The organism is Cytobacillus sp. FSL W7-1323 (assembly GCF_038595015.1).
Lineage (GTDB): Bacteria > Bacillota > Bacilli > Bacillales > Cytobacillaceae > Cytobacillus > Cytobacillus kochii.
Genome location: NZ_CP151998.1, coordinates 1,770,563 through 1,793,220, shown reverse-complemented (window position 1 = coordinate 1,793,220; position 22,658 = coordinate 1,770,563). Strand labels below are relative to the sequence as shown.

Annotated in this window: 27 protein-coding genes; 9 read left to right on the top strand and 18 right to left on the bottom strand. The window is 35.5% G+C overall.

Annotated features, from left to right (window positions below; genetic code table 11):
* Positions 1–70 precede the first annotated feature (70 nt).
* The 3 genes from MKX67_RS09385 to typA form a co-directional block, all read right to left on the bottom strand.
* Positions 71–352 carry a hypothetical protein gene (locus MKX67_RS09385; protein ID WP_322909671.1) on the bottom strand — a complete coding sequence of 94 codons (282 nt, stop codon included), beginning with the start codon at positions 350–352 and terminating at the stop codon, positions 71–73.
* A gap of 28 nt (positions 353–380) precedes the next feature.
* On the bottom strand, positions 381–695 hold the full coding sequence (locus tag MKX67_RS09380) for a YlaH-like family protein (RefSeq protein ID WP_095369666.1): 315 nt from the start codon (positions 693–695) through the stop codon (positions 381–383).
* Positions 696–773: 78 nt separating this feature from the next.
* A complete protein-coding gene (typA, locus tag MKX67_RS09375; protein ID WP_095369667.1) occupies positions 774–2,609 on the bottom strand; it encodes a translational GTPase TypA in 1,836 nt (611 codons plus the stop codon).
* A gap of 217 nt (positions 2,610–2,826) precedes the next feature.
* On the opposite strand from typA, the gene MKX67_RS09370 reads away from it, so the two are divergent.
* Complete coding sequence (locus tag MKX67_RS09370) at positions 2,827–3,012, top strand: YlaF family protein (RefSeq protein ID WP_095369668.1); 186 nt, start codon at positions 2,827–2,829, stop codon at positions 3,010–3,012.
* 76 nt (positions 3,013–3,088) lie between these two features.
* On the opposite strand, the gene MKX67_RS09365 is transcribed toward MKX67_RS09370, so the two are convergent.
* Positions 3,089–3,889, bottom strand: coding sequence for an inositol monophosphatase family protein (locus MKX67_RS09365; RefSeq protein WP_322909199.1), 801 nt, complete (start codon positions 3,887–3,889; stop codon positions 3,089–3,091).
* A 148-nt stretch (positions 3,890–4,037) separates the two neighbouring features.
* On the bottom strand, positions 4,038–4,232 hold the full coding sequence (locus tag MKX67_RS09360; protein ID WP_095369670.1) for a hypothetical protein: 195 nt from the start codon (positions 4,230–4,232) through the stop codon (positions 4,038–4,040).
* Positions 4,233–4,462: 230 nt separating this feature from the next.
* On the opposite strand from MKX67_RS09360, the gene MKX67_RS09355 reads away from it, so the two are divergent.
* Entirely contained in the window at positions 4,463–5,080 is a 618-nt protein-coding gene (locus MKX67_RS09355; RefSeq protein ID WP_307314644.1) for a DUF1054 domain-containing protein, read from the top strand.
* Positions 5,081–5,164: 84 nt separating this feature from the next.
* On the opposite strand, the gene MKX67_RS09350 is transcribed toward MKX67_RS09355, so the two are convergent.
* A complete protein-coding gene (locus tag MKX67_RS09350) occupies positions 5,165–5,434 on the bottom strand; it encodes a UPF0223 family protein (protein ID WP_095369672.1) in 270 nt (89 codons plus the stop codon).
* 337 nt (positions 5,435–5,771) lie between these two features.
* On the opposite strand from MKX67_RS09350, the gene MKX67_RS09345 reads away from it, so the two are divergent.
* Positions 5,772–7,241, top strand: coding sequence for an aminotransferase class I/II-fold pyridoxal phosphate-dependent enzyme (locus tag MKX67_RS09345; protein ID WP_095369673.1), 1,470 nt, complete (start codon positions 5,772–5,774; stop codon positions 7,239–7,241).
* A 180-nt stretch (positions 7,242–7,421) separates the two neighbouring features.
* On the opposite strand, the gene MKX67_RS09340 is transcribed toward MKX67_RS09345, so the two are convergent.
* Both MKX67_RS09340 and MKX67_RS09335 read right to left on the bottom strand, forming a co-directional pair.
* Complete coding sequence (locus MKX67_RS09340; RefSeq protein ID WP_095369674.1) at positions 7,422–7,547, bottom strand: GapA-binding peptide SR1P; 126 nt, start codon at positions 7,545–7,547, stop codon at positions 7,422–7,424.
* Positions 7,548–7,742: 195 nt separating this feature from the next.
* Positions 7,743–8,015 (bottom strand): SAV0927 family protein, encoded by a 273-nt coding sequence (locus MKX67_RS09335; protein ID WP_095369675.1) that lies wholly within the window; start codon positions 8,013–8,015, stop codon positions 7,743–7,745.
* 143 nt (positions 8,016–8,158) lie between these two features.
* On the opposite strand from MKX67_RS09335, the gene MKX67_RS09330 reads away from it, so the two are divergent.
* Together MKX67_RS09330 and MKX67_RS09325 are read left to right on the top strand one after the other, a co-directional pair.
* The gene (locus tag MKX67_RS09330) at positions 8,159–8,599 is read left to right on the top strand and encodes a DUF1885 family protein (protein ID WP_307314650.1); all 441 of its coding nucleotides are present in this window, start codon (positions 8,159–8,161) and stop codon (positions 8,597–8,599) included.
* 34 nt (positions 8,600–8,633) lie between these two features.
* Positions 8,634–8,984 carry a hypothetical protein gene (locus MKX67_RS09325; protein ID WP_095369676.1) on the top strand — a complete coding sequence of 117 codons (351 nt, stop codon included), beginning with the start codon at positions 8,634–8,636 and terminating at the stop codon, positions 8,982–8,984.
* Here the strand turns inward: MKX67_RS09325 and MKX67_RS09320 are convergent.
* From MKX67_RS09320 to MKX67_RS09290, 7 genes are all read right to left on the bottom strand, one after another.
* Positions 8,981–9,823: a polysaccharide deacetylase family protein gene (locus MKX67_RS09320; protein ID WP_342489194.1), complete on the bottom strand. Its 843-nt coding sequence runs from the start codon at positions 9,821–9,823 to the stop codon at positions 8,981–8,983. The genes MKX67_RS09325 and MKX67_RS09320 overlap by 4 nt on opposite strands.
* A 37-nt stretch (positions 9,824–9,860) precedes the next feature.
* Entirely contained in the window at positions 9,861–10,112 is a 252-nt protein-coding gene (locus MKX67_RS09315; protein WP_322909198.1) for a hypothetical protein, read from the bottom strand.
* Between the two features lie 340 nt (positions 10,113–10,452).
* Entirely contained in the window at positions 10,453–11,862 is a 1,410-nt protein-coding gene (gene lpdA, locus MKX67_RS09310; RefSeq protein ID WP_095369678.1) for a dihydrolipoyl dehydrogenase, read from the bottom strand.
* A 3-nt stretch (positions 11,863–11,865) separates the two neighbouring features.
* Positions 11,866–13,221: a dihydrolipoamide acetyltransferase family protein gene (locus tag MKX67_RS09305; RefSeq protein ID WP_095369679.1), complete on the bottom strand. Its 1,356-nt coding sequence runs from the start codon at positions 13,219–13,221 to the stop codon at positions 11,866–11,868.
* Positions 13,222–13,286: 65 nt separating this feature from the next.
* Positions 13,287–14,264, bottom strand: coding sequence for an alpha-ketoacid dehydrogenase subunit beta (locus MKX67_RS09300; RefSeq protein ID WP_095369680.1), 978 nt, complete (start codon positions 14,262–14,264; stop codon positions 13,287–13,289).
* 3 nt (positions 14,265–14,267) lie between these two features.
* Entirely contained in the window at positions 14,268–15,383 is a 1,116-nt protein-coding gene (pdhA, locus tag MKX67_RS09295; protein ID WP_095369681.1) for a pyruvate dehydrogenase (acetyl-transferring) E1 component subunit alpha, read from the bottom strand.
* A gap of 621 nt (positions 15,384–16,004) precedes the next feature.
* Positions 16,005–16,667, bottom strand: coding sequence for a YkyA family protein (locus tag MKX67_RS09290; protein ID WP_095369682.1), 663 nt, complete (start codon positions 16,665–16,667; stop codon positions 16,005–16,007).
* A 262-nt stretch (positions 16,668–16,929) separates the two neighbouring features.
* Between MKX67_RS09290 and MKX67_RS09285 the strand changes: the two genes are divergently transcribed.
* Entirely contained in the window at positions 16,930–17,049 is a 120-nt protein-coding gene (locus tag MKX67_RS09285; RefSeq protein WP_095369683.1) for a YjcZ family sporulation protein, read from the top strand.
* A 213-nt stretch (positions 17,050–17,262) separates the two neighbouring features.
* Positions 17,263–17,820, top strand: a complete 558-nt coding sequence (gene def / locus MKX67_RS09280; protein ID WP_095369684.1) for a peptide deformylase — start codon at positions 17,263–17,265, stop codon at positions 17,818–17,820.
* A 66-nt stretch (positions 17,821–17,886) separates the two neighbouring features.
* Here the strand turns inward: def and MKX67_RS09275 are convergent, their stop codons facing one another.
* Complete coding sequence (locus tag MKX67_RS09275; RefSeq protein WP_307314667.1) at positions 17,887–18,654, bottom strand: Cof-type HAD-IIB family hydrolase; 768 nt, start codon at positions 18,652–18,654, stop codon at positions 17,887–17,889.
* A 731-nt stretch (positions 18,655–19,385) separates the two neighbouring features.
* Here MKX67_RS09275 and MKX67_RS09270 point away from each other — a divergent pair.
* Together MKX67_RS09270 and rnjA are read left to right on the top strand one after the other, a co-directional pair.
* Entirely contained in the window at positions 19,386–19,598 is a 213-nt protein-coding gene (locus MKX67_RS09270) for a DNA-directed RNA polymerase subunit epsilon (RefSeq protein ID WP_095369686.1), read from the top strand.
* 3 nt (positions 19,599–19,601) lie between these two features.
* Positions 19,602–21,269, top strand: coding sequence for a ribonuclease J1 (gene rnjA, locus MKX67_RS09265; protein ID WP_307314671.1), 1,668 nt, complete (start codon positions 19,602–19,604; stop codon positions 21,267–21,269).
* 35 nt (positions 21,270–21,304) lie between these two features.
* On the opposite strand, the gene MKX67_RS09260 is transcribed toward rnjA, so the two are convergent.
* Both MKX67_RS09260 and MKX67_RS09255 read right to left on the bottom strand, forming a co-directional pair.
* Entirely contained in the window at positions 21,305–21,964 is a 660-nt protein-coding gene (locus MKX67_RS09260; RefSeq protein WP_095369688.1) for a TrkA family potassium uptake protein, read from the bottom strand.
* A 147-nt stretch (positions 21,965–22,111) separates the two neighbouring features.
* A complete protein-coding gene (locus MKX67_RS09255) occupies positions 22,112–22,567 on the bottom strand; it encodes a TlpA disulfide reductase family protein (protein WP_095369689.1) in 456 nt (151 codons plus the stop codon).
* Positions 22,568–22,658: the final 91 nt, after the last annotated feature.

The following is a 22,658-nucleotide window of genomic DNA, read 5'->3' as shown; positions in this document are numbered from 1 at the left end:
CTTTAAAGGCGCACTATTTTCCTTTGTACTACTACAATATAAAAAAACGTCACAATCGGGTGACGTTTTTTTATATCGTGGGGAAGTTTTTGTATTTTTCAGGTTCTGCTAATATTTGTTTTAACATCACTTCTATTAATTCAATCGGATATTTTGTGGATTTACTATCTTCATTATCACTATAAGAGACATGATAGAATAGATCAGCTTTTTCATATTGGATTTCGTTAATTCCATGATCATTTTTCAACATTTGTAAAAACATTTCTTCTGTTTCGGTTGCTGCTTCATCCTCTGGTCTGGCATCAGTCACAACTTTAATGGTAAGCCAATTATAAATGGTATCATGCACGTTCAATTAAAATCTCCCCCACTCTTCATTATTCCGCGCTGGCTCTTTGTTGTTTCTTTTCTTGATGAAGACGGATTTTATATATAATTAATATGACAGCAGCAACGACAAGTCCTTCTGCAATTGGTAAAAATACCCCTAAGAAAGTTAGCATTGTACATCCCATAAATAAGAACGCATATATAATTATTGATTTTAGTAAAGGGAGCTTTTTAGCAAATCCTAATTTAAAGACAATAATACAGAGCGCAACAATGGTGAGATACAACAACCACATCCCAAGATCTGAATTCTCATGAACTTTATATAGTGCTGCAAAAAAGGAAAGGCGATCTTCAATCATGCTCCAAATCCTCCTTAGTATGTATTAAGGAAGGAGGCAATATGAATTACCTCCTCTTTTTCGAGTGACTATGTTTGCTTAAGCTTCAGCGTATTTTTTCTTTTTAGCTGCTTTTTCTCGTTCGTTTTTATCTAGAATTTTTTTACGAAGACGAATCGATTCAGGTGTAACTTCACAAAGCTCATCATCATTTAAATATTCTAGTGCTTCTTCAAGCGTCATAATTCTAGGCTTTTTAATTGTTGACGTTTGATCTTTCGTTGCACTACGAACATTCGTTGCATGCTTGACTTTTGTAATATTAACAGCTAGATCATTTTCACGTGTATGTTCACCAACAATCATACCTTCGTAAATCTCTGTGCCTGGCTCTACAAATATTGTACCACGGTCTTCTACCTGCATGATACCATAAGTAGATGCTTTTCCACTCTCCATGGAAACTAGAACCCCTTGTCTTCTTCCACCTACTTGACCTTGCATCATTGGTTGATAGCTGTCAAAAGTATGGTTAATGATTCCGTAACCACGAGTTTGTGTTAAGAATTCGGTTGTATAACCAATTAATCCACGAGCAGGGACATGGAAAATTAATTTCACTTGACCGTTCCCGTTATTAACCATATCTAGCATTTCACCTTTACGCGCACCAATAGATTCCATAATGGCACCAGTATACTCTTCAGGAACATCAATTTGAACGCGTTCAATTGGTTCAGACTTAACGCCATCAATTTCTTTTATAATAACAACTGGCTTAGATACTTGAAGTTCGAAGCCTTCACGACGCATATTTTCAATTAAAATAGATAAGTGAAGCTCTCCTCGACCAGATACAGTCCATGCATCAGGAGAATCCGTTTCTTCAACTCTTAAGCTGACATCTGTTTGTAATTGCGCATGCAAACGTTCTTCGATCTTTCTTGCAGTAATATACTTTCCTTCTTTACCAGCAAATGGACTATTGTTCACTTGGAAGGTCATTTGTAATGTTGGTTCATCGATTCGTAATACAGGAAGAGCGTCTTGGTGATCTACTGGGCAAACTGTCTCCCCGACATTGATATCTTCCATTCCAGAGACAGCAATTAAATCTCCTGCTTTTGCTTCTTGAATTTCAAGGCGTTTCAAGCCAAAGAAACCAAACATTTTTGTTACACGGAATTGTTTAACAGACCCATCAAGCTTCATTAACGCAACTTGTTCGCCTACTTTCATCGTTCCGCGGAATACACGACCAATCCCAATTCGTCCAACATAATCATTGTAATCTAATAGTGCTACTTGGAATTGTAAAGGTTCTTCACTATTATCAATTGGTGTTGGGATATTATTGACGATTTCTTCATATAAGCATTTCATATCTTCATCTTGTTTTTGTGGATCTAGACTAGCTGTTCCATTAATAGCAGAAGCGTAAACAACAGGGAATTCTAATTGCTCTTCCGTTGCATCTAATTCAATAAATAGATCAATAACTTCATCAATGACTTCTTCAGGACGAGCAAAGTCTCTATCGATTTTATTGACAACGACGATTGGTGTTAAGTTTTGCTCTAATGCTTTTTTCAATACAAATCGTGTTTGTGGCATACAACCTTCATAAGCATCGACTACAAGCAATACCCCATCAACCATTTTCATAATACGTTCTACTTCCCCACCAAAGTCAGCGTGCCCTGGTGTGTCAAGTATATTAATACGCGTATCTTGATATTTGATAGCTGTATTCTTAGCAAGGATTGTAATTCCACGCTCTCTCTCGATATCGTTGGAATCCATTGCACGTTCTTCTACATGCTCATTTGTACGGAATGTTCCAGACTGCTTTAATAATTGGTCAACCAAAGTTGTTTTACCATGGTCAACGTGGGCGATAATCGCAATATTACGTATATCATCTCTATGTTTCAACTATGTTTCCTCCTAGCTGATTGTGTAAACCTTCTTACTATGTGAAGATATATAATCAGTTTATTTTCTTTTCATTTTTGACTAAAAATCACTGCCTTCATACTATAACTGATACATTATATCACATATATTGTAGAAAACTAACTTCTTTTTGTGTAAAATAAGTTCTGTGGACGATTATGGTATCCAATGTACAAAATTGGAGGTTAGGATTAAAATGAAAAATATTAAATGGCCATTATTAGCTTGTGCGATTGCTGCGGCTATATGTATAGGCGGAATTGGTATTGCTATCGGAGAAAGAAGTATTCTTGGTTTTCTTCTATGTATCGTAGGTATCGTTGCTGTTATGGGATACGGCTTTACGCTGAAGAAAAAAATGCGAGAAAACGGAGAATTATAAAGGCTAAATCACAACCTCAAGTAAGAAAAATGGTGCCGACTATCCTGAATTGGACAAGCTTGGCACCATTTTTTTATTACCAATTTCCACTGTTTAAATACTGCTGAAGAATTTCTTCATGTACACCCGGCCTTGCAACAAATACTGAAGTTTGAGGTGTAATCATCAAGGCTTCCCCTTTTAAATTAGTCGTTTTTCCTCCTACTTCATTGATTAAAATCATACCGCCACCGTAATCCCATGGAGCAAGTCGCAAACTTATATAAGCATCTAGGCGACCAGAAGCAACATAGGCCATTTCAAGCGCAGCAGAACCATACGATCTTGTTCCTCTCGCATCCTTTACTAATGGAGCAAGGTAACTAGGGTCAATACGCTTGTTACTCGTTACCCAAGTGGCATTGATGCCAATTATTGCATCTTTTACTTCACCCTTAGTCAATGGCTTCAGCTTCGTGTCATTCATGTATGCACCTTCACCACTAATCGTATGATACATTTCATCATGTACCACATCATAAATCATCCCGACTTTACCGACTCCCTCATGAAATACACCAATGGAAATGGCAAAATTTCTTTGTTGGTGAATAAAATTCATGGTGCCATCAATGGGATCAATCACCCAAATAATCCCACCTACATCCGCAAAATCATCACCAAAACCTTCTTCGCTTAAGATGTGATGTGATGGAAAATGGTCATGTATTTTACCAATAAGAAATTGCTCGGTTCCTTTGTCCATATCCGTGACAAGGTCATTGCGATGAGATTTTGTTGCAATGGTTAATTCTTCACTAAATGATGCTTTGATTCTCTCTCCAGCTTCCTTCACCCATGTGGTGGCTAATCTATGTATTTCATTCCAATTAGTCATTTTCATCCTCCACTCTTTATTAAGCGGTATAAAATACCATTAGCTTATCGAAAAAATAGCAATACTTCAAGTGAACAGCTTTAAAAAGCAATAAGCGAACTTAACTGCTTGCTGTTAAGTTCGCTTTAACATCTTTATTCATCACAACTTAAAATGCATTAAGCTTGAGAAGTTCCTGTCTGATTTTTTCAAGCTTTTTCTTTGTAGATTTTACTTCCTCTTCATCTTTCAGTTCTAAAGCTTCAAAAAGTGTTGCTAACTCATAATCCATCTCTAATCGCAATACTGCCGTTCTTTCTTTTTCAAATGTAGCCATTTTGATTGAATTAATTAGCTGCTTCATTAGACAGTGCACCCCTTTTCGTTTTAGTAATTTCACAAGAAAAGTTTTCTGATTATTTTTACTTTTATCATATGAAGCTTCTTTTCACAGTGCAACAAAATTGTACGTTTACCTATGAAGAAGATGATTTTACCCAATTGATTATTATTTTGGTGTACAAAATTGGTTCTCTCTCCCGGTTTTATGCTACAATATGCGACATAGTAAAACGGTTTAAGGAGTGTTTACATATGACATTTAATGGATTTAAGAAAGAAGATTTCGATGTTTTTACAATTGATGGTTTAGAAGAAAGAATGGAAGCCTTAATTGCAACAGTAAGACCCAAACTTGAAGCACTTGGAGAAACATTTTCCCCTTTTCTCTCTGCAGAAACAGGTGATGAAATGATTCCTCATGTGGCTAAGCATGCGAGAAGGACAAAAAATCCACCAAATGATACTTGGGTCGCTTTCGCCAATAATACAAGAGGCTATAAGATGCTTCCTCACTTTCAGATTGGTCTGTGGGAAACGCATGTATTTGTCTGGTTTGCCATTATTTATGAAGCACCGAATAAAGTTGAGATTGCTGAAAAATTGCAAACCAAAATAGATAAAATCTATGATGATATCCCACAAGACTTCGTTTGGTCATTAGATCACACGAAACCAGAAGTGATCAAACATAGCGACCTTACAAAGGATGAGCTAGAAAACATGTTTGTTCGACTACAGAATGTCAAAAAAGCAGAGTTACTCTGTGGTATAAATATGACAAAAGAAGAAGCAATTAAACTTTCTGCTTCTGAATTTATTACTTACACAGAGAGTGTTTTTAAAAAAGTTATACCCCTCTATAAATTGTAATAAACCTCTGTAAAGTTTAATCATTTTATAAAAAGAAAAAAGCAGTGAAGACTGGTTCAAACCGTCTCTTACTGCTTTTTCTTATTACATTTTAATTTTACTACTCTCATCTGCTTTTTTTGCCATTTGAACCGTGCGATAAGAAGAATACCCACTTATTTCTTCAAAATCATTACAAAGGTTTCTCTCTTGTGCTTTGCCCGGTACGATTTCTTTAAAACGACGATAAGCAGCCATGAAATCTTCACGTTGAATACCTTTTTCGTAAGCTTTTTCGACTGCTTGAAAAAAAGCAATCGCATCTATAATTTCTTCTGTTGACCAATCGCTTTCCATTGGATATTGATACTCCATATAAACACCTCTCACTTAGATTACATGCTGATTGTACGGGAGTTAACGAAGAAGAGCAAGCATATGCTAAATTTTAGAATCTAAAAAAACATAGACAAGATTATTTAGTGGATATGCATATATCTTAGTATGGGAAGAATCCACTCAAATGAATCATTTCATACGGATAATTGAATCCTATAAAGATGATGGAGTGTTAACTATCTATCCTAACGAATGGAGTGCAAAGTTAGCGCAATAAAAATTTTTGTTTATCTTTCTATGCAGGAGGAAGGATAAATGCTATAATTCACTTGTTTGTTTGCAAAATTGATTGTTTAAAGAGGTGTGAATTTAATTGTCTCAAACAGAAACACCATTATTTAATGGACTTCTCTCCCACGCAAAACGCGAACCGATTCAATTTCATATTCCTGGACATAAAAAAGGAAGAGGGATGGATCCTGATTTCAGAAATTTCATTGGAGAAAATGCACTTTCTATTGACTTGATAAATATAGGTCCACTAGATGACCTGCATCGCCCATCAGGCATCATAAAAGAAGCACAAGACTTAGCAGCTGAAGCCTTTGGTGCTGACCATACGTTCTTTTCCGTACAAGGTACGAGTGGTGCTATTATGACGATGGTTATGGCTGTTTGTGGTCCTGGAGAAAAAATTATCGTACCAAGAAATGTGCACAAATCTGTCATGTCTGCCATTATCTTTGCTGGCGCAACCCCTATCTTTATCCACCCTGTCGTTGATAAAGAGTTAGGTATCTCACACGGTATTACAACTGATGCTGTTGAGAAAGCGTTAGAACAACATCCAGATGCCAAAGGGTTACTTGTTATTAACCCTACTTATTTTGGTATTGCCTGTGACTTAAAGGAAGTTGTTGATTTGGCCCATTCGTACGATATTCCTGTATTAGTAGATGAAGCACATGGTGTTCATATTCATTTTCATGATGAGCTTCCATTGTCTGCCATGCAAGCTGGTGCAGATTTAGCTGCTACGAGCGTCCATAAGCTAGGTGGTTCTATGACACAAAGCTCCATTCTTAACTTAAAGGGTACGAGAGTGTCAGCAAAAAGGGTACAGTCCATACTTAGCATGCTAACAACTACCTCTACCTCTTATTTACTTCTTGCCTCATTAGATGTTGCTAGAAAACGTTTAGCCACTGAAGGAAGAGCAATTATCGAGGAAACTATTGAGCTTGCTCAATATATGAGGAAAGAATTAAACGAAATTGAACATATTTATTGTGTAGGAAGAGAAATTCTTGGTACAAATGCAACCTTTAATTACGACCCTACAAAATTAATCATATCTGTGAAAGATTTAGGTATAAGTGGGTTTGATGTAGAAGTATGGTTAAGAGAGCATTACAATATCGAAGTTGAATTATCTGACCTATATAATATTCTCTGTATCATCACAGCTGGTGATGATAGAACTGATGCAGATAAGCTTATTCATGCCTTGAAAGAGCTATCTAAAGAAAGACACGGGAAAGCAGCGAAAGTAAACCCGCAAGTGTTATTACCCAATATTCCATTATTAGCACTATCTCCTAGAGATGCATTTTATGCTGATAGTGAACTTGTTCCTTTTGATGAATCAGAAGGTAGAATTATTGCTGAATTCATTATGGTATACCCACCAGGTATTCCTATCTTTACTCCTGGGGAGATTATTACAAAGGAAAACCTTAACTATATCAAAACAAATATGGAAGCCGGACTGCCAGTCCAGGGACCAGAAGATTATGATTTTAAATATATTCGAGTAATTAAAGAACATAAAGCGATAAAATAAAACTCGAGATAAAATGATAATTGGCTTAGTTTCACATTTCTATCGCGAATCAAATGACATATTTGATTCGCATTTTTTATGGAAAATTATTATGATAAGAACCCAATAAAAAATGCCATAGATTTAATCTATGGCATTTGCACTCTGTTTATTATAAAGATTAATAGTTTAATATATCATCTATTCTTCAATGTGCATCTTGCTATGCTCGTTTTTACATCCACATTGACCGTATAAAACTGTCACCTTTTCATCTTCAAAAACTTCAATAGTTTCGTCACATATTTGACAAACGATGGTACCCATTCTTCATCCATCCTTTCATCATTCATTGTAATCGTTTTCATCATATATATTATAATAATACATACTATTTAACTTATCAAGCCCTTTTTTTAACTAATAACGATAAAATAAGACATACTAAATCTCACAAAAGAAAAAGAAATCAGCACATTAACTGATTTCTTGTACCTTATTAACCTTGATTTATCTACAACCTTACTTATTTAATTCAAGCTTAAAAAATTGAATAAGTTCAGCTGTTTGTTCATTACTTTCAATTTGAAAAGCTTTTTGGAGGTAATGGCGATCATCAAGATCTTTTATATCGAGGAGAGTAGAACAACTCGTCTGCAAGCAAACCACAAGGGGTTTTGTAAAGAAAGGGACCGCAAAAATGGCAAAATCGTAGCGAGTAATAGAAGAAGAAAAGCCAACAAATCTGGCATGTACATCCTCTAAATCATCATACATTTGATTTAAAAACTTCATATCCACCCTCCTTTAAATAATTTGAATATTATTATAATTTATCTTTGATCTCTATGCAACATTTTCATTGTCACATATATTTCACTGGTGATAGAATAGATATAGTGTATACCCTAAGGATTTTTGAATGGAGGCTTTTTTAAATGAATGCATATGCATCGATTAAGCTAGTGCCTGCATCCAAGATTGACACAATTACAACAACTGAACTAAGAGGTTATTTCCAATATTATAAAGACATCACTGCGAAAACTGGAAATCAGGTGGATTGGGCCTATAGTCAAGCTGCTTTCCCATATGAGATCATTGATTCTAATGAGAAACAAGGGGAACAAATTACTCTCTATTCTGAAAATGAAAGATATCGTGCCATCCTTATTTCTATTCAAAAAGAAAAAATAATGGATAATGATGATACACCGAGGATTCAAACAAATATTTGCTTTACATTGCCTGAAGTAGCGACGTTCGGCGATAAAGGAAAAGCAAATGAATATTGCAAATTTCTCGCTAAAAAACTACAAGCCGAGCTTCATCTATTCAATGGACGAGTCATGTACTACTACAAAAGAAAACTACAATGAAAAAAATACTTCAGCTAGAGGGGTTATAATCTTCATGCGAAAACCAGTCATAATTACTTTAATCATTGCACTTATTTTCACATTCATCTCGCCTTTTATTTTTAGTAAATATCTCGAAGATGTACCAGAACCATTAGAACAATCATTTTTGTTTGGGGGGCCATTTCCATATGCCAAACAGAGCGTAACCGTTTCAGACGATACATCATCCTACCCGAAAGTAATAGAATTCACCTCACCCCTTGACGCTGAGACGAGTATCCAATGGGTTCCATTTCTTTTAAATATTTTAAGCTACTTTCTATTATTCTTCTCGATCTACTCCATTACTTCACGATTTATTAATGGGCGGGCAACAAGAAAAGAAAAAGAGGATCAGCCTTAAGCTGCCTCTTTTTCTTTTTGTATTTTGTTTGGATCTAGAAACTCATAGCCCTTCTCTTGTATGCCATTAATAATTCCTTCCAATGCTTCATTGGTCCATGAACGATCATGTGTTAATAGAATAGCTCCATTACTCAAATAAGGGTTCTCTACCATGATCTTTTCTAATGCATCTTTTGACTGGTAATCTACTTCCCAATCATACCCAAAAGTCCAATTCATTGGTATCATTTTCTCTTCTTTAGCAATTCTCAAGCTAGTGTCTGTATTCGCCCCAAACGGAGCTCTGAAAAACTGTGGTCTACTTCCAATGATCTCCTCGACTAAATCATTTAAAGAAATGATTTCCTCTCTTTGCTTATCTTCTGAAATCTCTGTTAAGTTCTCATGGTGATATGTATGGTTACCAATCGGGAAACCTAAATCAGCTATTTCTTTCAATGTCTTTTTACCTTCTTCACTTTGCAGGAAATGACCATTGACAAAAAAAATAGCAGGCACATTTTTTTCCCTTAATGTTTTTGCCATTTCCAATGCATACTTGTCCGGTGCATCATCAATCGTTAACAATACAACTTTATCATTAGCATCTTTTATCGGCTCAACCTTCCATGTTTTTTCATTAACGATATATGATGGTTGGACATCAACTTCTGCCAAATCTTCTTTCTCTTCAGTTACTTCTTCATCCTTTTCTTCTTGTGCCGTTTCTTCCTCATGCTCTGTTTCTTCTATCGCTTCATCGCCTTTTGGCTCATTCGTTGTTTCTTTTTCTTCATTACCACATGCTGTAACAACTAAAACAAGACTAAGTAATAAAACGAAAAAACTGTTCTTCATCACATTCATTCCTCTCAAGCAATTCTTTTGTTAAAAGTTATCTTATTAGATCATCTATGTAGAACATAATGAAATAGAAAAATAAATATACGCTAATACTAATAGAAGTAGCTAATACTGTTCTCATTTTTGAATGTAATAAATGATTACCCAATACCATAGCAAAATAAACAAATATAAGCAGGATGATGACCTTCATACTTAATTTGTCATATTTTGATAACCATTCAACAAATGTATAACCACTCCATATGATTAACTGTAAAATAACGACCGTATATAGCCTCATACCCTCACCGTCCTGAAAATTTGCACTTTTATTTCTATCATTGTATGCATGCGAACAGAACGATATTTCCATTGTACCATACAACATATACCAAAAACTTCCGTATTATTTCCAATTAAGTGAAAAAAGTGCTAATTTCATGTAGAATTTTAGTCGTTGTGAGATCTGGGTTATCCTACATTATGAAAAATAACATAAGTCACTCTTATCAATAATCTGAATTTTTTTCATTCCGGGAATTTTATCTTAAACAGCCACTTTTATGCAAAAAAACTGCACCAGCAAATGTAGCAAACATTTGTGGTGCAGTTCATCATATAAACAGCTATTTGTAAAATAATTATTTTACAATATGAATAGGTGTACCTAGAGCAACCTCAGCTGCTTCCATTGTAATCTCACCTAAAGTTGGATGAGCATGAATAGTCATCGCAAGATCTTCTGCAGTCATTCCCGCTTCAATTGCTAAGCCGAGCTCAGCAATCATATCAGATGCATTTGCACCAGCGATTTGCGCACCGATTACTAATCCATCTTCTTTACGCGTAATTAACTTCACATAACCATCTGTGCTATCAAGAGCCAATGCACGACCATTTGCAGCAAATGGGAACTTAGCAGCTGTATACTCAAGACCTTCCTCTTTTGCTTGGGCTTCTGAATAGCCTACAGTTGCAAGTTCAGGTTCTGAGAATACAACAGCAGGAATGCCAAGATAGTCAATTTCAGACGGTTCACCAGCAATTGCCTCAGCAGCAATTTTACCTTCATACGAAGCTTTATGTGCTAGTTGAGGTCCAGCCACAACATCACCAATAGCAAAAATGCTATTTACATTTGTACGACATTGTTTGTCAACTTCAATGACGCCTTTATCAGTCATTTTCACACCTACTTGCTCAAGGCCAAGTTCATCTGTGTTAGGACGACGACCAACCATAACAAATAAGTAATCAGCTTCTAAAACCTCTTCTTTACCTTTTACTTCATAAGTTACTTTTACACCATTTTCAGTTTCTTCAACTGACTTTGCAGATGCTTTAGTAATAATTTCTGCACCTTTTTTCTTTAAGTTCTTTTTCACAAGTGTTGTCATTTGTTTCTCAAAACCTAGAAGAATATCATCTGCACCTTCTAGAATAGTTACTTGAGAACCAAAGCTTGCGTATGCACCACCAAGCTCGACACCAATTACACCGCCGCCAATAACAGCGATTTTTTCTGGAATTTCCTCAAGCGCTAGCGCCCCTGTAGAATTTAATACACGTTTAGAATATTTAAATGCTGGTAGTTCAATTGGTCTTGAACCAGTTGCAATAATCGCATTTTTGAAAGTGTATGTTTGTGCGGAATTGTCATCCATTACACGTAACGTGTTGGCATCGACAAAATACGCTTCACCTTTAACAATGTCAATTTTGTTCCCTTTAAGTAAGCCTTGAACACCGCCTACTAACTTTTTAACTACGCCAGCTTTAAATTCTTGGACTTTAGAGAAATCAACTTTTACGTTTTCAGCTGTAATACCAATTGATTCTGATTCTTTAGCCGTTTCATAACGGTGACCAGCAGAGATCAATGCTTTAGATGGAATACATCCAACGTTTAAGCATACGCCCCCTACTTCACCTCTTTCTACGATTGTTACTTTTTGTCCTGTTTGTGCGGCACGAATGGCTGCCACATATCCTCCTGGACCTGAACCAATTACTATAGTATCTGTTTCAATTGGGAAATCTCCTACTACCATTTCTTACGCCTCCATTAGCAATAATTCTGGGTCATTTAGTAAACGCTTGATGTGATTTAGTGCATTTTGAGCAGTAGCGCCATCGATGATGCGGTGATCAAAGCTCAATGATAATGCTAGAACTGGTGCTGCGATAATTTCTCCATCTTTGACGATTGCTTTTTCAGCAATTCGACCGATACCTAAAATAGCTACTTCTGGTTGGTTAATAAGTGGTGTAAACCATTGACCACCAGCAGAGCCGATATTTGTTATCGTACAAGAAGCACCTTTCATTTCGCTTCCTGAAAGTTTTCCATCTCTTGCTTTTGTAGCTAATTCATTTATCTCATTTGACGTAGTGAATATGGATTTACGGTCAGCATCTTTAACCACTGGTACAAGTAACCCTCTATCAGTATCAGCAGCGATACCAATATTGTAATAATGCTTGTGAACGATTTCTCCCGCTTCTTCATCTAGAGAAGTGTTAAGGACTGGATATTCACGTAATGCACTTGTTAATGCTTTTACTACATAAGGTAAGAAGGTTAATTTAATTCCTTTTTCTGCGGCAACTTCTTTGAACTTCTTACGATGAGCAACTAATTTTGTTACATCGATTTCGTCCATTAATGTCACATGTGGAGCTGTTTGCTTCGTCTTAACCATTGCTTTAGCAATCGCTTTTCGAATACCACTCATTTTTTCACGTGTTTCAGGATAGCTTCCTTCAGGAATAGACTGAGTTTGGGATTTCTCCTCTTCCTTACTTTCAACCGAAGCGTCTTGTTGTTGAGGCTCAGTGTCAGCTTGTTGCTCATTTCCACCTTCTAAGAATAGATTAATATCCTCTTTTACCACACGTCCATTTTTTCCGCTACCGCTTACTTGTTGAATATCTACACCTTTTTCTCTTGCGTATTTACGTACTGAAGGCATAGCAATAACACGCTGATTAGAATCAGTGTTTGTTTCAGAGATGACTTTTCCTTCTTTTTTGTCTTCATCTTTAGGAGCTGTTTTCTCTTTTTCTACACTTTCTCCTTCTTCAGCAGTTCCTTGAACTTGAGATTCTGTTTCTTTCTTTTCCTCAGACTCTTCTTCTTCATGGTCACCTTTAAACTTTAAGTCTTCATAACCAGGTGCATCGAAGCTAATAAGTACTTGTCCAACAGTGGCTACGCTACCTTCTTCTACGTGAATCTCTTCTACTTTCCCTTTTACAGGAGAAGGTATTTCAACTACCGCTTTATCATTTTGAACTTCACAAAGAACATCATCTTCTTGAACTTCATCACCAGCTTTTACAAACCATTTGACGATTTCGCCTTCATGGATACCTTCACCGATATCAGGCAATCTAAATTGAAATGCCAATTAAATTCACCATCCTATTGTATCATAGTTATTAAAAAAATTAGGGGTCACGTTCCCTATTTTATTTAAAATTCAATTACTTTTTTTGCAGTTTGAATAATGTCTTTATAGTTCGGCAACCATACTGTTTCCGCTTGTGGAAAAGCAAACACAGTATCAGGTGCTGCTACACGTAATACAGGTGCCTCTAAGCTAAGAATCGCACGGTCGTTAATTTCAGCCACAACATTTGCTGCAACACCAGCTTGTTTTTGTGCTTCTTGCACAACAATTGCTCTGTTTGTTTTCTCAACTGAAGAAATAATTGTTTCAATATCAATTGGGCTAACTGTTCGAAGGTCAATCACTTCTGCTGAATGTCCTTCTTTTTCTAATTCGTCAGCCGCCTTTAAAGCTTCATGAACCATTGCACCATAAGTAATAATTGAAATGTCATTACCTTCACGTTTCACTTCAGCTTTACCTAGTGGAATTGTATATTCTTCTTCAGGTACTTCTTGGCGGAATGAACGATATAATTTCATATGCTCCAAGAAGATGACAGGATCATTATCTCGAATCGCAGAAATTAAAAGACCTTTTGCATCATATGGAGAAGAAGGAATAACGACCTTTAAACCAGGTTGTTGAGCCATCAATCCTTCTAAACTATCAGCATGCATTTCTGGTGTGTGTACACCGCCTCCAAATGGTGAACGAATAGTAACAGGGGCATTATACCTTCCTCCAGAACGATAGCGCATACGAGCAAGCTGTCCGGAAATACTATCCATTACTTCATAAACAAATCCAAAGAATTGAATTTCAGGAACTGGGCGATAGCCTTGTAAACCAAGTCCGACTGCAAGACCGCCAATTCCAGATTCCGCTAATGGTGTATCAAACACACGCTCTTCGCCGAATTCTTTTTGAAGACCTTCAGTAGCACGGAACACTCCACCGTTTACGCCTACGTCTTCTCCAAATACTAATACATTCGGGTCATTCTTAAGTTCTGTACGAAGTGCATCAGTGATTGCTTGGATCATTGTCATTTGCGCCATGGCTTACTTCGACTCCTTCTCTTTATAAATTTCATATTGTTCTTTAAGGTGATAAGGCATTTCTTCATACATAATATTAATTAAGTCAGTTACTTTTTGTTTTGGTGTGCTATCAGCTTCTTTAATAGCCACTTTTATATCTTCTTTTGCTTTTTCAATGACCTCGTTTTCCATATCTTCATTCCATAACTTCTTGCCTTCTAGGAATTTACGGAAGCGAACAAGTGGATCTTTCTTTTCCCATTCATTATCAAGATCACTTGTTCTGTAACGCGTCGGGTCATCGCCAGCCATTGTGTGAGGACCGTAACGATAAGTTAATGTCTCAATTAATGTTGGTCCTTCTCCATTAATAGCGCGCTCACGTGCTTCACTAACAGCAGCATAAACAGCTAGAGCATCCATACCATCAACTTGAATACCAGGAATTCCTGCAGCAACCGCTTTTTGTGCAATTGTTTTAGCAGCAGATTGCTTCTCTACAGGTGTTGAAATGGCAAAGCGATTGTTTTGAACAATGAAAATAGCAGGTGCTTTGAAGGCACCAGCAAAGTTAATTCCTTCATAGAAATCACCTTGTGAAGCTCCACCATCACCAGTATAAGTAATCGCTACTTTCTTTTCGCCACGTTTCTTAATTCCTAATGCTACTCCTGCAGTTTGAATGTATTGTGCACCAATAATAATTTGTGGTGCAATCACATGGACGTCCTCTGGGATGTTTCCACCTTCAAAATGACCTCTAGACCATAAGAATGCTTGAGCAAGCGGAAGGCCATGCCAAATGATTTGAGGGACATCTCTATATCCAGGTAAAATAAAATCTTCTTTCTCTAAAGCAAATTGTGAAGCCAGTTGAGATGCTTCTTGTCCAGCAGTTGGTGCATAAAAGCCCAGTCTACCTTGTCTATTTAAAGAAATGGAACGTTGGTCAAGAATACGTGTGTACACCATCCGTTTCATTAGTTCTTGTAATTGCTCATCTTTTAGATCTGGCATTGCTGATTCATTAACAACTTTACCTTCTTCATCTAAAATTTGCAGTGTTTCAAATTGATCTTCTACTTTTTCAAGTTGCTTCTTTACATCTAAACTAGCCTTTTTCGTTTTTGAAGCCATAAAAAGTCACCCTTTCTTATTTTAAAAACGCTTAATTGATTATCAAATGGAGAATATCACGTTTATATTTGTCTGATGACAACACATAGTATAGTTTTCCACAAATACCAACAAAAAAAACGTCTTTATTATTATAACTTCTTTTCTTCAAACTGTACTAGTTGTATCACAAAAATGAATGACACACTTTTCTTCGTTTGCATTTATTTTAATATAAGGTTTTTCATTCGTCAATTGTGAAAACCTTTATTTTTTTGGTTTTAAATCATTTCAAATAATAATAAATGAAAATTTAAAACTTTAACTGTCTTAATCTGTACTATATAAAAGAGAGGTTTTATCCATCTGTTATAATAAAGGTAATATTCATAAAAAGAGATATAATTAGACTATTTTCATTATTTTATAATCCGCTTTTTCGAAACTTTCCAGTATACTAGTCTGAATAAACTCTACCAAAATCTTTGAGCACATATTGATCTCCCTCACAAAAACAGATTGTAACTTTTAAAGTTTTATTAATCAAAAGATCACTTTTTTAAGGAAAATAATTATATAAACAAACAACGAGCAAATCCATATTATTGAATTTGCTCGTTACATATACTCTTTTAACGTATACTATTCTTTTTTCTCTTCCATTTCTATACCAGCATCTTTATAAAACGCAAGCTTCTTATCATTATATTCTTTCGTTTTCTCATTAAATGTTTCATTATTTTCTACAATCTTCTCATATGATTGATTAATTTTCTCAATTTGGGTTTCAAGCTGTTCTAATGTAACATCTTCTTTTTTAAATAGCTCATACAATTCGATGTCCATTTCAGTTGAATTCATATAATGATTATATAATTCACTGTGTACATCATAACGCTGCATCATAACATCGTATAATTCATCAGCTGACTTTTTTAAATCTTCATCTTCTATTTTATTTATTTGCTTCTCCGTTTTTTCGAACTCTTTTTGCGAAGCTTTAATGCTACCTTCTTCGTTTTTCATTAATTCTTGTCGTTCATTAACAAGTTCAATCGCCTCATTTGATAGTTCTTTAATTTGATCGAATTCTTTCATACTTAAAGCAATGATTTGATCATAAATTTCTTTTTCTTTTTTCTCAATTTCTACAAGAGGCTCCTGTTGATTTTTGAATTCTTGTTCAGCTTGCGCAACTTCCTCTAACGTATTGAGCATCTCTTCTTTTGGACTTTGACTACAACCACCTAGGAATATGATACTTGCGACCATTGTTAGTCCAATGAGTTTTACTTTCTTATACATCCTATCCCTCCACATAAATTTGTCTAGACCATTATGTATCTCTCTTTGCATAAACTTGTCTAATTATAAAAATATTTGTCGTTTATCACTTCTACTATATCGATACTTTAAACATTTTACAATTATTAACTAGTACTATATATATTCTTGTTATTTTGAACTATGCTTTAGGCGCTGGCCCATACAATTTGCTTCTCATGGTCATAGCCTATACTAATCGTCCGCTAAGGATGAAAATGAAAAATGCTGGAGGTATAAACATATGTATGGATATGGATACGGTAATGCTGGTTGTGGAAACGGTTGTGGTGGAAGCGGATTTGCTTTAATTATCGTTCTCTTTATTTTATTGATTATCGTAGGGGCAGCTCTTTGGAACTAGTATTAGGAGGGTGTAGATACTATCTACACCTTTACATACAGAATAAGTCAATGATTAGATTAACTTTTTCAATTTTGTTTGGTAAACTTATTTCATTACCTTTTCAATTGAAAAGATAGGGAACATAAGACATCCTTATTTCACTAAAACTTTTCAATAAATCTTAAAAAATACAAAAACATGATATTTACCTTTTCAAGGAGTGTTGAGATTTTGTTAACGATGAATGATATTGTCCGGGATGGTCATCCTGTGTTAAGGAAAGTAGCCGAAGATGTTATTTTACCAGCTTCTTTAGAGGACAAGAAACTATTAAACGATTTGATGATGTATGTACAAAATAGTCAAAACCCTGTCATTGCGGAGCAATATGGATTAAGGCCAGGAATAGGGTTAGCAGCTCCACAGATAAATGTATCAAAAAGAATGATTGCCGTTCATTGTTCGGATGAAAAAAACAACTTAATCAGTTACGCACTCTTCAACCCCAAAATTATTAGCCATTCAGTTGAGAAGGCATATTTAACAGCTGGTGAAGGCTGTCTTTCAGTGGATGAGGCGATTGAAGGGTTTGTTCCAAGGTATGCACGAGTTACAGTTAAAGGGTATAACATTGACAATGAGGAAGTTAAAATAAGATTAAAAGGCTTACCTGCTATTTGTTTTCAACATGAAATTGATCATTTAAACGGTGTGATGTTCTATGACCATATAAATCAAGAAGACCCTTTCAAACCGATTGAAAATGCTATTGCGATAGAAAGAATGTAAAGTACTTGAGTTATGGAGGAGAGTATGATTACTCCCCTCCATTTTAATCTTTACCCAGGTCTTTCGTTATATTAATTCCAGCCTTCTTAAACCCTTCCATATCCCATCTTCATCTACATGTTCTGTCACCATATTTGCGACTTTTTTAACTTCTGGAAAAGCGTTTCCCATAGCAACACCGACACCACTGGCCTCAAGCATTTCAATATCATTTAAACCATCACCAAAAGCGTATACATCTTCCATACTGATGTTTAGTCTCTTAATCATCTCTTTTATCCCTTCTGCTTTTGTACCTCCAGTTGGGACAACGTCAGTAGATACACGATGCCATCTTACAAAGCCAAACTCGTCATAACCATCTAAATATAGGCTTTCATCCTCATGTTTACAGAAAACAAGTGCCTGATAAATCTCTTTCTTTTCATAGAAAATAGCATCTTCTTCAGGGTGTGGAAAATCTAGGCTATCCATACTTTCTTGAATATATGGGTGATGAGAAACAGATGACTTCATTGTCTCTTCATTTAAATAAACCATCGGATGACCATTTTTATGTGTATGTTTCTCTAATTGTCTTAACTGGACCTTATTTAATGGGTTTTTATAGATGACGTTTCCTTCAAACACAACATATTGACCGTTAAAACTAACAAAAGACTCAATATCTAATTGCTCTCTAATATGCTTAAACATAAATGGAGCTCTTCCTGTAGCAATCGCTACATAAATGCCATTTTCCTGTAACTGCTTGACCGCTTTTTTCGTTGAATCAGGTATAACATTTTCTTTATTGAGCAAAGTCCCGTCTATATCAAAAAATACAATTTTCATTTTATAACTCCTTTTTCTACCTACATGATAAATGATTTCGGTTTATTACGATTTCCACCACTAAAACCTTATAACCTTCTTGTTTAATATGTCAAACAACTACAGTCAATAACATTTTTTACTAAAACTCTAACCGAAGGCTTTACTTTACAGACATATCGTATACAATAGGATTAAGGGAATTGAATCGAAGAGTGTTTAAAGTATGACAAATAGTAGTGAAAACGGATTTTGAGCCCTTCAAACTTGCGAAGGGCTCCTTCATTATTGTAAATTTATAATCAATACACTTAATTACATACATGACTTCAGAAATGAAATAGCAATTCGTAAAATAAAAAGTCACTGTTTTAGACATAAATAAGAATGGGCATGATGATGAAAGCCTCTAGACTGATTTAATTTTATTATACAATTAACGCTTTAACTAAGTAAATACATAAGATTGTGTTAAGAAATCCAACGATGTTAAGTATATAAGACAACTATTTGGCTTAGTCTATAAATTATTTAAACATACGATGTAAAGTCGAGTAAGTAATGCTAAACATTGATTCCTTAAAAAAGGTCTTTGTTACCTTGGTAGGTAACCATACTAAAAATAAATAATTAGTCAATGTATGAGCAGTCTTTTTTCCTTAATATACTTACATGTGACGATATCTTATCCTATATCTCATGTTACTTTTTAAAAATATAGATAAAGACTACGGAATAAGGAGAGATACCCTATGTTATTTAAAGTTTACTATCAAGAGTCCGCGAAAGAAGTGCCTGTACGTGAGCACACAAAAACCGTGTATGTAGAAGGTAAAAATGAAAGGGACGTCCGAACTAAACTAAAAACGCGTCCAATCAATATTGAGTTTGTTACAGCAGTTGAAGGTGACTACTTAGCTTATGAGCAAGACCATCAAGATTTTAAAGTATTGGAGATTGAATAATTTATGAAATTTGTTAAAAATGACCAGACTGCTGTATTCGCTCTTGGTGGTCTTGGAGAGATCGGAAAAAATACGTATGCAGTACAATTCCAAGATGAGATTATCCTAATTGATGCGGGAATTAAATTTCCGGAAGATGAATTATTAGGGATTGACTATGTTATTCCTGATTACACTTATTTACAGAAGAATGAAGACAAGATTAAAGGTTTGTTTATTACGCACGGACACGAAGACCATATCGGCGGGATTCCGTATTTATTAAAAACGATAAATATCCCCATTTATGGTGGAAAACTAGCACTAGGCTTATTAAAAAATAAGCTTGAAGAACATGGTTTACTAAGACAGACGAAGTTATATGAGATTCAGGAAGATGATATCATTAAATTTAGAAAAACTTCTGTGACATTCTTTAGAACAACGCATAGTATCCCTGATTCTTATGGGATTGTTGTAAAAACTCCTCCAGGTCAAGTCGTTCATACTGGAGACTTTAAATTTGATTTTACGCCAGTTGGCGAACCTGCTAATTTAACTAAAATCGCTGAGATTGGTAAAGAAGGTGTCCTTTGCTTACTTTCAGATAGTACAAATAGTGAAATTCCTGAATTTACGATGTCTGAAAGAAAAGTCGGAGATAGCATTCAAGATATTTTCCGTAAAGTAGAGGGTAGAATTATCTTTGCTACCTTTGCTTCGAACATTCATCGTCTTCAGCAAGTAACAGAAGCAGCTGTAAGGAACGGAAGAAAGGTCGCAGTGTTCGGAAGAAGTATGGAAGCTGCAATTAATATTGGTCAAGAGCTTGGTTATATTACTGCACCAAAAGATACATTTATTGATGCACAGCAAATTAATCGTCTACCTGCTAACCAAGTCACTATCCTTTGTACGGGAAGTCAAGGCGAACCGATGGCAGCACTTTCAAGAATCGCAAATGGTACACATCGCCAAATACAGATTCACCCTGGTGATACTGTTGTCTTTTCTTCTTCACCAATACCTGGTAATACGATTAGTGTAAGTAGAACAATTGATCGTCTCTCACGCGCTGGTGCCGAAGTGATTTATGGTAAATTAAATAATATTCACACATCAGGACATGGTGGACAAGAAGAGCAAAAGCTTATGTTAAGATTAATTAAACCAAAGTTCTTCATGCCGATACACGGTGAATATCGCATGCAAAAAATGCACGCTGGCCTAGCTATAGATTGTGGTGTGAATGAAGAAGATATTTTCATCATGGACAATGGTGATGTGCTAGCCCTCAGTGATCAGACTGCTCAAGTTGCAGGGAAAATCCCATCAGGTAATGTGTATATCGATGGTAATGGTATTGGCGATATAGGAAATATTGTTCTACGTGACCGCCGCATTCTATCAGAAGAAGGACTAGTTGTGGTTGTTGTTAGTATTAACATGAAAGAGTTTAAGATTTCTGCTGGCCCAGACTTAATTTCCAGAGGATTTGTATACATGAGAGAATCTGGAGACCTTATCAATGATGCACAATCCTTAATCGCTAAACATTTAAATAAAGTGATGGAAAGAAAAACAACACAATGGTCTGAGATTAAAAATGAAATTACAGATACACTTGCTCCGTTCTTATATGAAAAAACAAAACGCCGTCCAATGATACTACCTATCATTATGGAAGTATGATAAAAAGCATTCGAGTTTACCTCGAATGCTTTTTTTTAGCTTAACATCTTTTTTTCTAAACGATTAATATCATTATCTGCCCCAATAACAATAAGTACATCTTTATATTGTATAATTTCCGTAGCTTGTGGCGAGACAATAATACTTGACCTGCGTTTGATTGCTACTATATTCACACCATACTTCGCTCTTATATCCAAATCAATAATCGAATGGCCGCCAATTCTTTCATTTGCTTCAATTTCAACGATGCTATGCTCATCAGATAACTCTAAATAATCAAGTATACTATTGGAGGCTAACTTATGAGCAATCCTAATCCCCATATCTCTTTCAGGGTGCACAATGACGTCTGCCCCTATTTTACTTAATACTTTGCCATGATAATCATTTTGAGCTTTAACAGTTACTTTTTTAACGCCATTTTCTTTTAACATTAATGTTGTCAGTATACTTGCTTGAATATCGTCTCCTATGGCTACAATTACGTGATCAAAGTTACGTAAACCCAAACTTTTAATAACAGCATCATCTGTTGTATCACCTACTACTGCGTGAGAGGCAATAATTGAAAACTCATTCACTCTTGCCTCATTCGAATCAATGGCCATTACTTCCATCCCTTGTTCCGTTAGCTCTTTACAAATACTACCACCAAATCTACCTAGACCAATGACAACAAAGTTTTTTCTCATAAGTAAACCTCCGAATTATCACCTATTAACGAACATTATTCTACCACATTTATGAATGGAAAAGCCATAAATGTAGTGATTCATTTTATCTTTTCGATTTCAATAAAAAAAGCTGAGATTTATGAATCTCAGCTTTTAAGCTACCCTTTATTCAGCTTTCTCCATTTCATCCAACACACGATTAACGCGCTTTGTTAACATTTTCATTCCGCTACCACCCGCTTGGAAGTGACGAAGAACACCCTCTTTATCAAATACATAATAAGCAGGGACATATTGATTTTCAAAGGCATCATTCAATTTATGTTCACTATCAACATAAATTGGTTGTGTGATATCGTGTTCTGCAGCCACTTTCTTGATTTCTTCTAAATCTAGATCATCTTCAGACCTTGGCATATGAACAGCAATCACATTTAACTTTCCATTATATTCATCTCTAAATTGATTCACTTGAGGCATGGCTTCTTTACATAGATGACAACTGATAGACCAAAAATGAATAAGTGTTGGCTTTTCACCAATAAGCTCCTCTTTTGTCACTTGTCCATTTAACCATTCTGTTGCTCCCGTTAATTCAGGCATTGGCGCACGTAATTTCATATAGTCAATCTCCCTTCATGAATATATAACTCTGAAGAAAAGAGACCTAACAAACGAATGTTAGGCCTCTTTTCTTATGTAACCCAACAAT